Source organism: Candidatus Thermokryptus mobilis (genome assembly GCF_900070205.1).
In the GTDB taxonomy this organism is placed as follows: Bacteria; Bacteroidota; Ignavibacteria; order Kryptoniales; family Kryptoniaceae; genus Kryptonium; species Kryptonium mobile.
Map to the genome: position 1 here is coordinate 126,631 of NZ_FAOO01000002.1, position 14,199 is coordinate 140,829.

Annotated in this window: 12 protein-coding genes; 8 read left to right on the plus strand and 4 right to left on the minus strand. The window is 39.4% G+C overall.

Annotated features, from left to right (window positions below; all coding sequences use genetic code 11):
- Genes FKZ43_RS01765 through FKZ43_RS01780 form a run of 4 tightly spaced genes read left to right on the plus strand, consistent with a single transcriptional unit; the run spans position 1 to position 5,129 of the window.
- A complete protein-coding gene (locus tag FKZ43_RS01765) occupies positions 1 to 372 on the plus strand; it encodes a response regulator (RefSeq protein WP_140944159.1) in 372 nt (123 codons plus the stop codon).
- Positions 372 to 2,420 carry an anti-sigma factor antagonist gene (locus FKZ43_RS01770; protein WP_140944160.1) on the plus strand — a complete coding sequence of 683 codons (2,049 nt, stop codon included), beginning with the start codon at positions 372 to 374 and terminating at the stop codon, positions 2,418 to 2,420. The genes FKZ43_RS01765 and FKZ43_RS01770 overlap by 1 nt, the downstream gene beginning before the upstream one ends.
- Complete coding sequence (locus FKZ43_RS01775; protein ID WP_140944161.1) at positions 2,377 to 4,242, plus strand: DUF2194 domain-containing protein; 1,866 nt, start codon at positions 2,377 to 2,379, stop codon at positions 4,240 to 4,242. Before FKZ43_RS01770 ends, FKZ43_RS01775 begins: the two co-directional genes overlap by 44 nt.
- Positions 4,239 to 5,129 (plus strand): hypothetical protein, encoded by an 891-nt coding sequence (locus FKZ43_RS01780; RefSeq protein WP_140944162.1) that lies wholly within the window; start codon positions 4,239 to 4,241, stop codon positions 5,127 to 5,129. Before FKZ43_RS01775 ends, FKZ43_RS01780 begins: the two co-directional genes overlap by 4 nt.
- Here FKZ43_RS01780 and FKZ43_RS01785 read toward each other — a convergent pair.
- A complete protein-coding gene (locus FKZ43_RS01785) occupies positions 5,108 to 7,201 on the minus strand; it encodes a response regulator (protein ID WP_140944163.1) in 2,094 nt (697 codons plus the stop codon). The genes FKZ43_RS01780 and FKZ43_RS01785 overlap by 22 nt on opposite strands.
- A gap of 126 nt (positions 7,202 to 7,327) precedes the next feature.
- Between FKZ43_RS01785 and glmM the strand changes: the two genes are divergently transcribed.
- The 3 genes from glmM to dprA are packed head-to-tail and all read left to right on the plus strand — an operon-like array spanning position 7,328 to position 10,063.
- The gene (gene glmM / locus FKZ43_RS01790; RefSeq protein WP_140944164.1) at positions 7,328 to 8,683 is read left to right on the plus strand and encodes a phosphoglucosamine mutase; all 1,356 of its coding nucleotides are present in this window, start codon (positions 7,328 to 7,330) and stop codon (positions 8,681 to 8,683) included.
- On the plus strand, positions 8,680 to 8,967 hold the full coding sequence (locus FKZ43_RS01795; RefSeq protein WP_181180208.1) for a EutN/CcmL family microcompartment protein: 288 nt from the start codon (positions 8,680 to 8,682) through the stop codon (positions 8,965 to 8,967). Before glmM ends, FKZ43_RS01795 begins: the two co-directional genes overlap by 4 nt.
- Entirely contained in the window at positions 8,957 to 10,063 is a 1,107-nt protein-coding gene (dprA, locus tag FKZ43_RS01800; RefSeq protein ID WP_235894660.1) for a DNA-processing protein DprA, read from the plus strand. Before FKZ43_RS01795 ends, dprA begins: the two co-directional genes overlap by 11 nt.
- Positions 10,064 to 10,101: 38 nt before the next feature.
- Here the strand turns inward: dprA and FKZ43_RS01805 are convergent, their stop codons facing one another.
- Positions 10,102 to 10,587 carry a Spy/CpxP family protein refolding chaperone gene (locus tag FKZ43_RS01805; RefSeq protein ID WP_140944167.1) on the minus strand — a complete coding sequence of 162 codons (486 nt, stop codon included), beginning with the start codon at positions 10,585 to 10,587 and terminating at the stop codon, positions 10,102 to 10,104.
- Positions 10,588 to 10,669: 82 nt separating this feature from the next.
- Between FKZ43_RS01805 and FKZ43_RS01810 the strand changes: the two genes are divergently transcribed.
- Positions 10,670 to 11,932: an amidohydrolase family protein gene (locus FKZ43_RS01810; RefSeq protein WP_140944168.1), complete on the plus strand. Its 1,263-nt coding sequence runs from the start codon at positions 10,670 to 10,672 to the stop codon at positions 11,930 to 11,932.
- Here FKZ43_RS01810 and FKZ43_RS01815 read toward each other — a convergent pair.
- The gene (locus FKZ43_RS01815) at positions 11,912 to 12,880 is read right to left on the minus strand and encodes an ROK family protein (protein ID WP_181180209.1); all 969 of its coding nucleotides are present in this window, start codon (positions 12,878 to 12,880) and stop codon (positions 11,912 to 11,914) included. The genes FKZ43_RS01810 and FKZ43_RS01815 overlap by 21 nt on opposite strands.
- Before the next feature lie 5 nt (positions 12,881 to 12,885).
- On the minus strand, positions 12,886 to 14,190 hold the full coding sequence (locus FKZ43_RS01820; RefSeq protein WP_140944170.1) for a replication-associated recombination protein A: 1,305 nt from the start codon (positions 14,188 to 14,190) through the stop codon (positions 12,886 to 12,888).
- Positions 14,191 to 14,199: the final 9 nt, after the last annotated feature.

Genomic DNA, 14,199 nt, shown 5'->3' on the forward strand with positions numbered 1-14,199 from the left:
ATGGCATATAAAATTCTTGTAGTTGATGATGACATAACGGTTCAGCGATTGCTTGAGTTTATCCTGCGTAAACTTGATGTTGAAATTTTAATAGCAGGTGATGGTGAAACCGCAATTGAGATGATAAGAAAGGAGAAACCCGGACTTGTATTTCTTGATGTTATGATGCCTGGTAAAAACGGGATTGAGGTATGTCGCGAGGTAAAACAGGACCCAGAGCTCAAGGACATATATATTGTCATGTTAACCGCTATGGGAGAGGAATCAGAAGTAAGGGCTATGCTTGATTCAGGAGCTAATGAATATGTCCCGAAACCGTTCAGCCCGTCGGGGATAATTGAGATAGTTAAAAAAGTAATTTCGCAAAAGTGATGTTAAGCAAAATCCTTGGGAAAGAGGAAAGGAAGCTTGTTGATGTGTGGAGAGAATTTGGGAAATTTATGTTTTTTGAAAGGTCATCAGCTGAAGGCTTTGAATTTATATTTGATGTGCTTGAGGGTGTCTTTAAAGCGCCAGCTTACTATATTTACTCCGTCTCCGTTTCCGGTGAAGGTTTAATACTTGAAAGCATGCGCTTAAGAAGCGAAAGGATAGATAAACTTGATGAAGAAGTAAGTGAGTCAATAAAAGAGCCAGAGTTAAAGATGGTTTTGAGAGATGAATATAAAAACTTCGGTTACGCTTTGATTTGGGCTGGGGAATTCATAAACATCCCGCTTTATCTTTCTGGCAAATATATCGGAAATGCTTTCTGCGGTCCATATGAACGCGAATCCTTTGACAAGGAAATAATCCTCTGGATGAAAAATTTCTCAGAAGCTTGTGCCATCGCTTTAAGGCAGATAAAGCTTGGGGAGGAAATGCGCTCAAAAATTCACCTTCTTGAGTCACGGGCAAATGTCAGCAAAAAGATGCTTGGCTCAACTCTTGAAATGAATAAATTCTTAAACCTCCTCCTTGAACTTGCCATCACTGCTACAGGAAGCGATGCTGGCTTTATAGCAATGTGGGATGACAAAGTCAAGAGAATGAAATTGAAAGCGAGCAAAAACTTATCCGATGATTTTATAAATAACCTTGACCTAAATCCCGACACCGGGCTCTTTGAATGGGTTGGAGAGGAGATGATAGTTCGCGATTTTGATTTTTTGTTGAAGTTTAAGGTGAATTCAATAATTGCGGTCCCACTTGCCGAGGAGAAGAAATTGCTGGGGATATTTTCACTGATAAATTTCAAGAAATTAAAACAATTTGATGAATTCGCTCTGAAAATACTCTCCTCTTTCGTTGAACAGATAAAAATTGTCGTGCAGAACTTTGACCTGTTCAACCAATTCAGCGAAAGATACTTGAAAACATTGATGGCTTTAGCTGAAGCGTATGATATGAGAAGTGAATTCACAGCTGGACACTCAAACAGGGTTACGAACCTTGCGATTGAGATAGGGAAAAAACTTGGACTTGAAATGGAAAAAATTAGAGAGCTTAAAATTTCGGCGCTTCTTCACGATGTCGGTATGTGCGGTGTCGTTGACATTGGCGAGGGCTATCAAGCTGATTTCAATCATCCGATAATTGGAGCGAGCATGCTTGAAATTCTACCCATAAGCCCAGATATAATTGAAGGTGTTAGAACGCATCAGGAGTGGTATGACGGGTGGGGTTTCCCTCAAGGTTTAAAAGGTGAAGAAATACCGTTGTTTGGCAGAATCCTCGGACTTTGCGAATTTTTCGTTGAGATGTCATCAAATTCAAAGTTAAGAAAAGCCCTCAGCTATTCACAACTTGAAGCAGAGATAAGGCAAAGGTCGGGCTCTCAATTTGACCCTAAAATCGTCTCCGCCTTCTTCTCAGTTATGAACGAAAAAAGGCAAAATGCGGGGACAGATTGGATTGAAGAGTGTTGGAAATTCAAAGGTGAACCGAAAGATGTATGTTCAAGATGTCCTGTCTATGAAAGCAAATTGAAAAAGTGCTGGCAATCGCCCGAAAATATGTGTAGGTTTCACGGCGATTACACTTGCGACGAATGCTTCATTTTCCTTGAATGGATTGAAAGAGTAAAAACAAAAAAATTGGAAAGTAAAATGGAATACAATGTCACGGAAAAAAACAACTACGCAATAGTTAAACTTAAAGGGGAACTTGATGTCGGCAGTTCAATTCAAGTAAGAGAACTATTCAAGGGCTTGATTGAAAAGGGAAAGGTAAATATAATCATTGATTTTTCCGATGTGACTTTCATTGACAGTTCTGGGCTTGGAATTATAGTTGTCGCCTATAGAAACGCAAAAGAAAAGGGCGGAACCATAAAATTTGCAAATGTCAATCAAAGGATAAGAAAACTTTTTGAGATAACGAGAACGGAGAAACATTTTGAATTTTACGAAACGCTTGACGATGCGGAAAGGTCATTTTAAAATACTCTTTCTCATCCCATTTTTAGTTTTTTCAAATTGTAGCGGGAAAAGAAACGAAATCAACTTGACGATACAAAAAAGCGAAAAGCTACTTCTTATATATGACTCTTCTGATCTTTATGCTCTTGAATGTGTTGAAAACGCAAGGATGTCTTTTAAATACGCAAAACTTTTATATGACGAGATAGACCTAAAAAACTACAAAGGTGGCGAACTTTCAAAACTCGGAAATTACTTTGCGATAGTCCTTGCGACCGAATTCATAAAAAAACTTACAAAATCAGATTGCGAACATTTAAAGTCGTTTGTTTCGTCAGGGGGAGGTCTTGCAGTTATTTACCGCGGATACAATGAAAATTTAGCCGACATCTTTGGAGTTAGGATTAGAGATCAAAACCAGCCATTTTTAAAACGTGGTCGTTCGGGTCTTCACTTTAAAAGTGATTTCATCCCTGGTTTAAAAGGGACGGCAATTCCTGATTCAATACTTCGCGATATTTCAATGTTTGATTTCGTTCATGTGGGCGACAAAAATATAATTGCAGCTACATCTTCTGGAATACCCGTGGCTTGGAATTTAAGATATGGCATGGGAAAAGTCACCTATTGGAACTCTTCTATTCTTTCAAATAGGTCTTTCCGTGGTTTCATAACGCAAACGATCGCTTCCGTCTCATCAAAATTTGTTCAACCGATAGCGAATTTTTCTGTCATTTTTATTGACGATTTCCCAACCTCTGTTCCCAATGCGGTAAAAAAGATTATATGGGACGAATTCAAAATGAACTTGGCGGAGTTTCATTTTTTAGTTTTTTATCCCGATATGCTCAAATTGTCAAACGAGTTCGGATTAAAATACACTGCAGGTCTTGTTTTCAACTACGGGGCGAGTATAACGCCACCCTTTCACTTGAATGAGTGGAGGATGGGAAAAGCAAATGTTCTCAGCAAGGAAATTGAAGTTTCAAAAACGATAGCAAAGCAGTTCAAAATCAACCATGAGCTTGGATTCCACGGCTACAATCATACATCTCTTTTAGTTGATGATTGGGGGGACATTGAGAATATGAAAAGAGCTATAGAGTATGCTATGAAAAAGTGGAAAGAGGAAGGGCTTGGAAATCCACCTGTAACATACATACCGCCGATGAATTTAATTGATTCTGTTGGAATTCAAGCGCTTGTGCAGTCGGCTCCATCTATCAAAGTAATCGCTGGACTATACGCTGGCTTTTTTGAACTCGGTCAAAGAAGAGAATTTGGTCCAGAACCTTGGAATGGGAAATTTTATTGTATACCGAGGGTTTCAGCTGGATTTATGATTGATGATTATACGAAGGCGATAATTTTAAGTGCTATTGCGATGTTAGGCGTTTGGACACACTTTGTTCACCCGGATGATGTAATCTACACACCTGAAGAAGTTGAAAATCCTGAGCTTATAAGAAATTGGTTCAGTTTGCCATGGCGTGGGACAAAAGAAGAAGGGCTTTATTTCAAGTTTAGGAACTGGGTCAAAACTTTAAAGGCAAATTATCCTTACCTGAGGTTTATGAAGTGTGAAGATGCTTATGAAGAGATGAAAAGGTTTGACGACTTAAAAATTGAATATGAATTCTCAAACGATGAGATAAAAATCAAGGTAAATCAAAAAGATGCCTTCATCATCGTTCAGTTTGACGCAATTTATAAAGGCGTTGATGTGTTAAACGCAAACATAATTCATTATGGGCAAACATCAACTACTAACTATGTGGTACTTAAAACCGAAAGCGAGCCCATCATTTTAAAATTAAAAACAAAAGTGACAGCTCTGGGATGAGATCTTTTGTTATGGAGTTGAAAAGCACCTTTTTCCATCTTAGTTTTAACATATCTTTCGCTTTCCTTCCTTTATTTCTTTGGGGCTATGTTTTAAGCGGAGCGGATATAACCGCGAGGTTTTGGATTGGGATTTTAATTTTACATCTTTTGATTTATCCCGGTATGAATGGAATTTACGCATATTTTAGCAAAAGAAAGGGTTTGATATCGGGGCTTTGGGACATCAAACCAGCTTCTAAATTTACACTTTTTATTTCCTTGATTTTTGTTTTGGCGGGCGTTTTTACAAGTTTAAGATCAAATTGCTTCTATTCTCTGACAACCTCAGTGATTTTATTCATTTTATTTTCGCTCCCATTTACAGGTATAAAGTCAAAACCCTTCTGGGGTATTTTGGTGATCTCATTTTCTTACGCGATTGCTGGATTCGGTAGTGGATGGCTTTGTGGGAGCAACTTAAATAATTTTTTCAAAGATTTATTCAATATCGTTGGGTTCATCTCGGCGGTTACTTTTGTAGCTGGCTTCTATACTTTATCACTTGTTTACAGAATTTCGGAGGATTCCGAAAGAAAAGGGGACCACTTCATTGAGAATCTTGGGGAGAGTAGATCGTTCGGAATTGCAAAGTTAATGCTTTCAATCGCTGGGATAACCGCAACTGTTGTCGTAGCGGGAAAATTTACGCTTTATGAGTTGATCGGGGTAATACTTTATTTCTTGATCGGTTTTCTCGCTGTTGATAGGTTTGAGAAGAATTTTCATCTCCAAAAAGAGATACAAAATTACAGGACGGTTTTAAGTTTTAACATCACAAACTCAACTGTTCTCTCACTTTATCTGCTTTTTAGAATTATCGCCTCTCACTTTTTGTTTATTGATTGAATGGCGTTGTTGACGATAAGCAGAAGTTCATCAAGTTCAAAGGGTTTGGTTATCAAATAATCAACACCTCTTTTTTTAGCGTCATTCACCGTTATATCAATTCCCCATCCAGTTAACATTATAACTGGGGTATTAGCGTTTTTATCTTTTACTTCTTTCGCTATCACCCAACCGCTGAAGTCGGGAAGTGCGAGGTCTGTGACGACGAGGTCAAATTCATGGACTTTGACATATTCAAGTGCTTTTTTACCATCTCCAGCTTCTGCAATTTTACAACCAAGCCCTGTGAAAATATCCCTCAAAAGATAAAGAACTGATTCATCATCCTCAACGATCAAAACATTTAATTTTTGAATGTTTTCCATTTCTTTTCTTCCTGCTATCCCTTTGGAAGTTTTTTCTCTACTTGCTGGGAGGACAATTATAAATTTTGAGCCCTTTCCAAGTTCACTCTCAACGAGGATTTCTCCGTTATGGCTTTTGATGATCTCATAAGCTATTGAAAGCCCAAGCCCTGTGCCAGATGAACCTTTGGTCGTGAAGAACGGCTCAAAAATCCTTGTCATTGTCTCCGAATCCATGCCAATTCCCGTGTCGGATATATAAATTGCAACTTTCTCATTATTTATGTTGTAAATTCCAACGGTCAACTTTCCACCATTTGGCATCGCTTCAATTGCGTTTAAAATTATATTCACAATCGCTTCCCTAAGCTCAGATGCGTTTGTAATTCCCATTAATCTATCTTCGGGAAAATCCTTGACTATCTCGTATTTGACGCCCTTCAATTCCGCTTCGTCTTTCCATTTTGATTTTGTAATTTCAAGTGCATCCTCAATTATATTTGCAAGGTCAAGGGGGATAAGGTTTGGATGTGTCCTTGGTTTTGAAAATTCCCTTAAACGAGAGATGACCCTGCTTGCGTCTTGCCCTGCTTTTTCAATTAATTCAATTTCTTTTAAAAGCGATTCATCTGTTAATTTGGTTTTAAGAAGTTGCGCTCTGCCGAGGATAGCGCTCAAAAAATTGCTTAATGTATGAACTATACCACCAGCAAGCTGACCAAGCGTCCTCATCTTTTCGGTCAAAAGGAGCTGCTGATGAACTCTTTTTAATTCCTCATACGCCTGACGGAGCGATTTCTCGGACTCTTGAAGTTCAATAAAGTATCTGACCCTTTCAATCGCCACCGCTGATTGATTTGCTATTTGCTCAATGAACGGAATCTCCTCATCAATTTCAAAATCACCACTTATCTGTAATGTCATAACCCCAAGTACTTTACCCCTTGAAAACATCGGCGTGCTTAATATAAAACCACCAGTTTCACTCTCATCAATGAAAAGGTTATATGGCGATGGAATATCCTTCCCTGAATATCTCACACACTTGGTTTTCTTCTCGTAAATTAACTCCTTCCACAACTCATGCGACTTTATGCTGAAACGATAATTCGGATAGGAAATCATAACTCTTCTTCCGTGGATTAAGTAAACATGGGCAAGCCCTTTTAACTGCTCCATCTCTTCGTCGTAGATATCAATGAAAAAACTTTCAACGGGTATAACTTTAACTATGTGATCGTATATTGATTTAACAACTTCATCAATCGTCATGGCAGATGAAAGTTCGGAGCTAAAACTGTGAAGGATTTTAATCTCACTTAAAGTTTTTTGTAACTTTTCCTCTGCTATTTTTCTCTCCGTTACATCGTGCATGACACCTTGGATATACTTAACATTTCCGTTTTCGTCTCTAACAACCGACCAATAAATGCTGATCCATTTCACTTGTCCATCCTTTCTTACGATCCTGAACTCTGTGACCCTCGGAAGCTCGCCTGTTTTGAACGCTTGGTAATTCGCCCTAAGAAGTCGCCAATAATCTTCCGGATGGACGAGATTTTTAGCCCTTACAAAACCATTTAGAAATTCCTCGGCTGTGTATCCGGTTATAGAGTAGCAAGATGGTGTTATATAAATGAAGTTATAATTTGAGTCAACAGCGAAGACGACATCGTTAAGGGCTTCAAGGATTGAGCTACTAATTGATGAGAGATGTTCACCGCCCATAATCAAACTTCTTTAGTTTTCTCTACGAGAGCAATTTACAAAAATATCTTTCGCTTATCAAGTTTTAGAGCATTTGTCATTTTCAATCGCTTTGTTTAAATTTTTGAAAAAATTGAGCGGTTGCGGATGAGCTTAATTGTGAGTGTTTCTGGGGTTAGAGGAGTTATTGGGGATACTTTAACGCCATATGAGATTATTCGTTTCACGGGCGCATTTGCAAAATTTTGCTCCGGGGGAAAGATAATGGTCGGTAGAGACACGAGGATTCACAGCGAGATGATCTCAAAAATTGTCGTTGGAACATTGCTTTTTATGGGTTGTGAAGTTGTTGACCTAGGTATTTGTCCAACTCCAACCATTCAACTTGCCGTTGAACATTCCGACTCGGATGGCGGTGTGATGATAACCGCAAGTCACAACCCAAGCGAATGGAACGGTTTAAAATTTTTATCTTCAGAGGGCATCTTTTTAACGCCAGAGCAACATAAAAAATTCATTGAGATAGCAAAAAGTGGCAATTTTAATTTTGCGAAATGGAACAAAATTGGAAAACTCATCAACGATGAAACATTTATTGAACAGCACATTGAGAGAATTTTAAAAATTGATTTCATTGACCTTGAGAAAATCAGGTCACGAAATTTCAAGGTTGTCGTTGATTGCATAAATGGTGCTGGCTCAAAAATTGTACCGATGCTTCTTGAAAAGTTCGGTTGCGAGGTCATAAAATTAAACTGCGATGGGAATGGGATTTTCACCCATGAACCCGAACCACTGCCAGAAAATTTAACTGAACTTTGTGAAACCGTGAGGAAAACGGGTGCAGACCTTGGCATCGCTGTTGACCCGGACGCTGACCGTGTTGTTTTTGTTACTGAAAAGGGAGAACCCTTTGGTGAAGAATATACGGTAGTTCAAGCGGTAAAAATCGCTCTTGAAAAGAAGAAAAGTTTACCAGAAAAAAATATCGTTGTAAATCTATCAACTACAAAAGCGGTTGATGAAATAGCGAAAAAATACGGGGCAAATGTTTACAGAAGCCCCGTTGGAGAGATAAATGTCGTGATGAAAATGAAGGGGACGAAAGCGATAATTGGTGGTGAAGGGAGTGGTGGGGTAATCCTGCCAGATGTTCACTATGGAAGGGATTCTCTCGTTGGAATCGCACTAATTTTGCAAAACCTTGTTGAATTTGGTGGGAAAATCTCGGAGTTCAAGGAATCGCTACCGAAGTTTGAAATGGTGAAAGAGAAAATTAACATCGCTGGTGTCAACCCAGATGAAATTTTGAAGAAGGCAATTGAGCTGTTCAAGAAATCGGAGATCAACACGGAGGATGGCGTGAGAATTGATTTTGAAGACGCCTGGATTCACATCAGGAAATCAAACACCGAGCCGATTTTGAGAATTATATCCGAGGCGAGAACAAAACAGGATGCGGAAAATCTCGTTAAGAAATTAAAAATGGAGTTACATTTGTGATACTTGCAAAGGTAACAGGGACGATAGTCGCAACACAAAAAAACGAGAATTTAAAACCGTATAAAATTCTGGTGATTCAACCAATTGATTTGAATGGCAATTTCATAGGTAGAGATATGTTAGCGCTTGATATGGTTGATGCCGGGATTGGAGATACAGTTATAGCGCTTCAGGAAGGAACCTCAGCAAGACAAATACTTGGCAGGGATGATGTCCCAGTTCATACACTTGTAATAGCAGTAGTTGATGGAATTGAAATAAAGGAAGATGGAAATGAAAGTTGAGGTAAAGCATCTTCTACAACTGATGACAATCCCAGGGATTGGTTCAAACAGGATAAGAAACCTTATAAATCATTTCAAGGAGACAGAGCTTATATTCAAAGCGACGCCCTTTGAGCTCTCAAGGGTTGAGGGGATAAATAAAACGCTTGCGAAGAAAATTTTTAAATTAAGGGAACAAAATTCAAAATTTGTGGATGACCAGCTTTCAAAGGCGGACAAACTAAAAGTTAAAGTCATCACCTTTTGGGACGATTCTTACCCGGAGCTTTTGAGGAAAATTTACGACCCACCGGTTATACTTTTCGTTCGTGGAGAATTAAAGCCAGAGGATAAATTTTCAATTGCGATTGTCGGGACAAGGACTCCGACAAATTATGGGAAGATGATGTGTGAAAAGTTTGCGACCGAGTTAGCGAAGATGAACTTGACAATCGTAAGTGGTTTTGCTCGCGGGATTGACACAATCGCACACCTTTCAGCTTTGAAGTCAGGTGGTAGAACCATTGCAGTCCTTGGTTCAGGGGTTGATTACATTTATCCACCGGAAAATAGAAAAATAGTTGAAAGCGTCCTCTCAAATGGTGCTATTGTCTCTGAATTCCCCATGGGAACGAAGCCGGATGCGATGAACTTCCCAAGAAGAAATAGAATAATAAGCGGTATGTCAATAGGTGTTTTAGTGGTTGAAACGAGCAAAACAGGCGGTGCGATGATAACAGCAGAATTCGCAAACGACCAAAACCGTGATGTCTTTGCCATCCCGGGAAACATTGACAGCATAAAGAGTCAGGGGACGAATTTTTTGATAAAACAAAATAAAGCAAAGCTTACAGAAACGGTTGATGACATAATTGAAGAAATACGCCCGTTGATACATCCGATTTTGAAAACTGAACCACCCAAACCGAAGGTTGAGCTCAATGTCTTTGAAGGGAAAATTTTTGATGTCCTATCACCTTCCCAACCTCTACATGTGGATAAAATAGCTGAACTTTCAGGTCTTTCCATAACGGATACGCTCGTTCATCTTCTGTCGCTTGAATTTAAAGACCTTGTGATTCAATTACCGGGCAAACTCTTCGTTAAAAAAATTTAAGCCCTCTCTTTCCGAGAGGGCTTTTTAGGATGTGCTTTTTACCAGCACCTGTGCAATCTCAAACCAAATCCCGGTTTACCTCTGCGCCCCAAACCAAGACCCCAATAAAATTTCTCCTTCAAAATTTTCCTCTGCTCCGGTGTGAGGACTTGCTGAACGCTAAGCCAATGATTAATCCTTAATTTAGTAAGCTCGTTCACATAACCAGCTATCTCGTTTGCCTTTTTATCAATCGCTGACTTGTCCAGTTTCTCGGCGGAGAGAAGCTCTTGTAGTTCAATTCTTGCTTTACTTAACTTCCCGATGAGTTCAGCTTGCGATTTTCTAAATTCAAAGGACAACGACTCAAGTTTTGATTTCTGTTCATCAGTGAGTTTAAGTTCTTCAACAATTTTCGCTCTGTTCCACCACCGCGGGATTCCATCGTCTGGAACTCCCCTGAACCTCGGTCCAAAAAATTGTGCTTGTGCTAAAGAACCAAAGAATATCAGCAAAAGTGCTGTGATTATTACTTTCGGCTTCATTTCGCCCTCCAAAAATTGTTTTTGTTTTGCTTTTTCGTCTTCGCTAAATTAGATGTGATTTAAATCAAAGTGGTTTAATGAGGTGAAAATTTTTTACGCAAAATATATCCTTCCGGTGACATCAGAAGTAATTGAAGATGGCGCAGTTGTAATTGAGGGGCGAAAGATAGTTGACTTTGGAAAGAGAGAGGAAATTGAGTTTAAATTCAAAGATGTTGCGAGAAGAGAAATTGATTTAAAAAATGCGTTGATAATGCCCGGGTTCGTCAACGCACACACTCACCTTGAACTTTCCGACTTCAAAATAGAGAAAGTGAACGACTTCAAAGAATGGCTTTGGGAAATCGTGCTTAGGAAAGATAAAAAATACGCTCCAAAATGGTATGACGAGTTTAATTTCATTGTCTCGTTCCTTGAAAGAAGATGGTTAAGAAAAATTTACAGGGCGCTTCAAGAAATTATAACCTCAGGGACAATCGCCATCGGTGATGTGACGAACACGGGGGAGCTTGTAACGCGTCTTGTCAGTTTGCCTTTGAGGGTTCATATCTTCGTTGAGTTGATCGCTTTTTCAGATGAGAAAGCACTCCAAGTTTTTGAAAAGCTTAAATCAAATTTAAATGACATAACTGCCGTAATTGAAAGACATAACTACCAAAATAAATTCCGTCTATCTTTTTCAGCCCATGCTCCTTATTCTGTTTCCGAGCGACTTTTTAAATTGATCAAGGATTTCAACGGCGAAAGAAAAACAAGCGTTCATCTTGCCGAGCCGATTGAGGAGATTGAATTTATAAAACATGGAACTGGATTTTTCAGGGACTTTCTCACGAAAAGAGGGAGTTTCAACTCGGGATGGCAACCGCCAGGGAAATCGCCAGTTAAATATCTTGATGATATTGGTTTTCTTGATGAGAACACGCTCGCTGTTCATTGTGTAAATGTTGATGACGAGGACATTCAAATTTTATCCTCAAGAAATGTAAGCGTTTGCACTTGCCCGAGGAGTAATTTCTTTTTGAAAGTTGGAAAGGCACCGTTGAGAAAATTTCTTGACAATGGTATAAATGTTTGCCTTGGGACGGACAGCAAGGCGAGTAACAATGATCTTAACATACTTAACGAACTTAGATTTGCAAGGGAATACTATCGGGATGTATCCGACGAGGAATTGATAAAAATTGCAACGATTAATGGTGCAAAGGCGCTTGGGTTTGACATGATCGGGAGCATTGAAAAGGGAAAGGATGCGGATTTGATTTATTTTACTATACCGAAAGATTTAAAAAAGAGCGAAATTTACGAGTTCATTTTCAGTTCAAGTTTATGTGGTCGTTTGATTTAATTCTTCAAAAGCGAGCGCCCCTGCGCCCAAAATCCCTGCCCTGTTTCCAAGTTGGCTTGGTATCACAATCGCTTTCTCTGCTATTGGCTTAAGAGCTCTTGATTTGACGGTTTGATTCATTGCATCAAACAGGACTTTTCCTGCTTTCGCAACACCGCCACCTACGATTGCAACATTTATGTCAAATAGATTCATCACAGATGCAAGCATAACCCCGACATAAAATCCAGCTTTTTTCCAAACATTTATTGCAAACTCATCACCTTGCTCTGCTGCAAGTGAAATTATATAAGGTTCAATTTTTGAGAGGTCTCCGTTTACTAGTTCAATTATTTTTGAGTTCGGGTTATTTTCAAGCTCTTTTGCAACCCAAGCCGAAAGATACCTTTGCCCGACATATGACTCAACGCATCCGTAATTTCCACAATTACATTTTGGACCTTCAAAGTTTATTGAGACATGCCCAATTTCCCCAGCTCCGCCTGTTGGTCCGCGATAAATTTTACCGTCAATTATAATTCCGCCACCTATTCCAGTTCCAAGCGTCACCATTATAAAGTTTGGGTGTTCTCTGCCGGCGCCAAATTTAGCTTCGCCGATTGCTGCAACATTTGCGTCGTTATCAACTACGGTTTTAATGTTCGTTTCTCTTTGAACTTCTTGCGCAAGATAGACAACTTCCCAACCAGGAAAGTTCGGCGGATACTTAACAGCCCCAGCTGGATCAACCTGCCCAGGTGCGCCAATCCCAACACCAAAGATTTCCCCAAAGTCAAATTCTTCGCTAAGTTTTCTTACTACTTTTGAAATTTGAATGACCACATGCTCAGGTCCTTTTTCAGCTTCGGTTGGGATTGAATCCTCAAGTAGAATATTACCGAAGCTATCAACTACGCCTGCTTTGATAAATGTCCCGCCAAGGTCAACTCCGATAACGAACTTATCCATTTTGTTCATTTTTTAATTTGTTTTCGCTTTTGCCATAAAGATTCAAGCCGTTCCTTTAAAATTTTTTCCCTGCCGAGTTCGGTCGGCTTGTAATAAATTTTATCCCTAAGTTCGTCTGGCAAAAATTGCTGTTCAACAAAATGTCCAGGGAAATCGTGGCTATATTTGTAGTCCCTGCCGTAACCGAGCTCCTCCATTAACTTTGTGGGGGCATTTCTTAAATGAAGTGGCACGGGCAGATCGGGAAATTTTTGTGCATCTTCAATTGCTTCTTCAATTGCAAGGTAAGCGGAATTACTTTTTGGACAACTTGCAAGATAAGTTGCAACCTGAGCAAGTATTATTCTCGCTTCAGGCATTCCAACATAATCAACCGCCGTGAAACAACTAGTCGCAAGTGTAAGAGCGTATGGCTCAGCGTTACCGATGTCTTCACTTGCAAGTATTATCATACGTCTTGCTATAAATTTGGGGTCTTCGCCAGCAAGAAGCATCCGTGCAAGCCAATAAACCGCCCCATCGGGGTCACTACCTCGGATACTTTTTATAAAAGCTGAAATCATATTGTAATGCTCTTCCCCAGCCCTGTCATATTTAAAATGCCTTCTCTGAAACGCTTCAGATATTATCTCCTTAGTTATCAAAATCCGCCCGTTCTCATCAGGTGCTGCCAATTTCGTAGCTATCTCAAGCGCGTTCAACATCACTCTGGCATCGCCACCAGAATAAAGAAAGAGAAGATTTCTATCCTCAATTTCAATTTTGAACTTTGATAAAACCTCATCCTTCGTCAAAGCCCTTTCAAGTATTGCGTTAAGCTCCCTGACACCGAACGGCTCAAGGACAAAAACCTGACACCTTGATAAAAGCGGAGATATTATTTCAAATGATGGATTTTCAGTTGTGGCACCAATAAGAACAATTGTCCCATTTTCAACGCTATTCAAAAGGACACTCTGCTGTGCCTTATTGAACCTGTGTATCTCATCAATGAAAAGTATTGTCCTTCTGTCATAGTATTTTAGGTCACTCTCGGCTTTCTCAATTATCTCTTTAAGTTCCTTCGTCCCAGATAGAACTGCGTTTATCTGATAAAAGTTAGCATTTACCATCTCGGATATGATTTTAGCAAGGGTTGTCTTTCCAACCCCAGGTGGACCCCAAAGTATCATTGATTGAATTTGACCTGTCTCAATCATAACCCGAAGCGGTTTCCCAGGACCAATTATATGTTCTTGACCGATGAATTCATCAAGCGAACGAGGTCTTATTCTATCTGCAAGCGGTGGGAGTGTTTTTTGTTGTTTCATTTTCGGAGC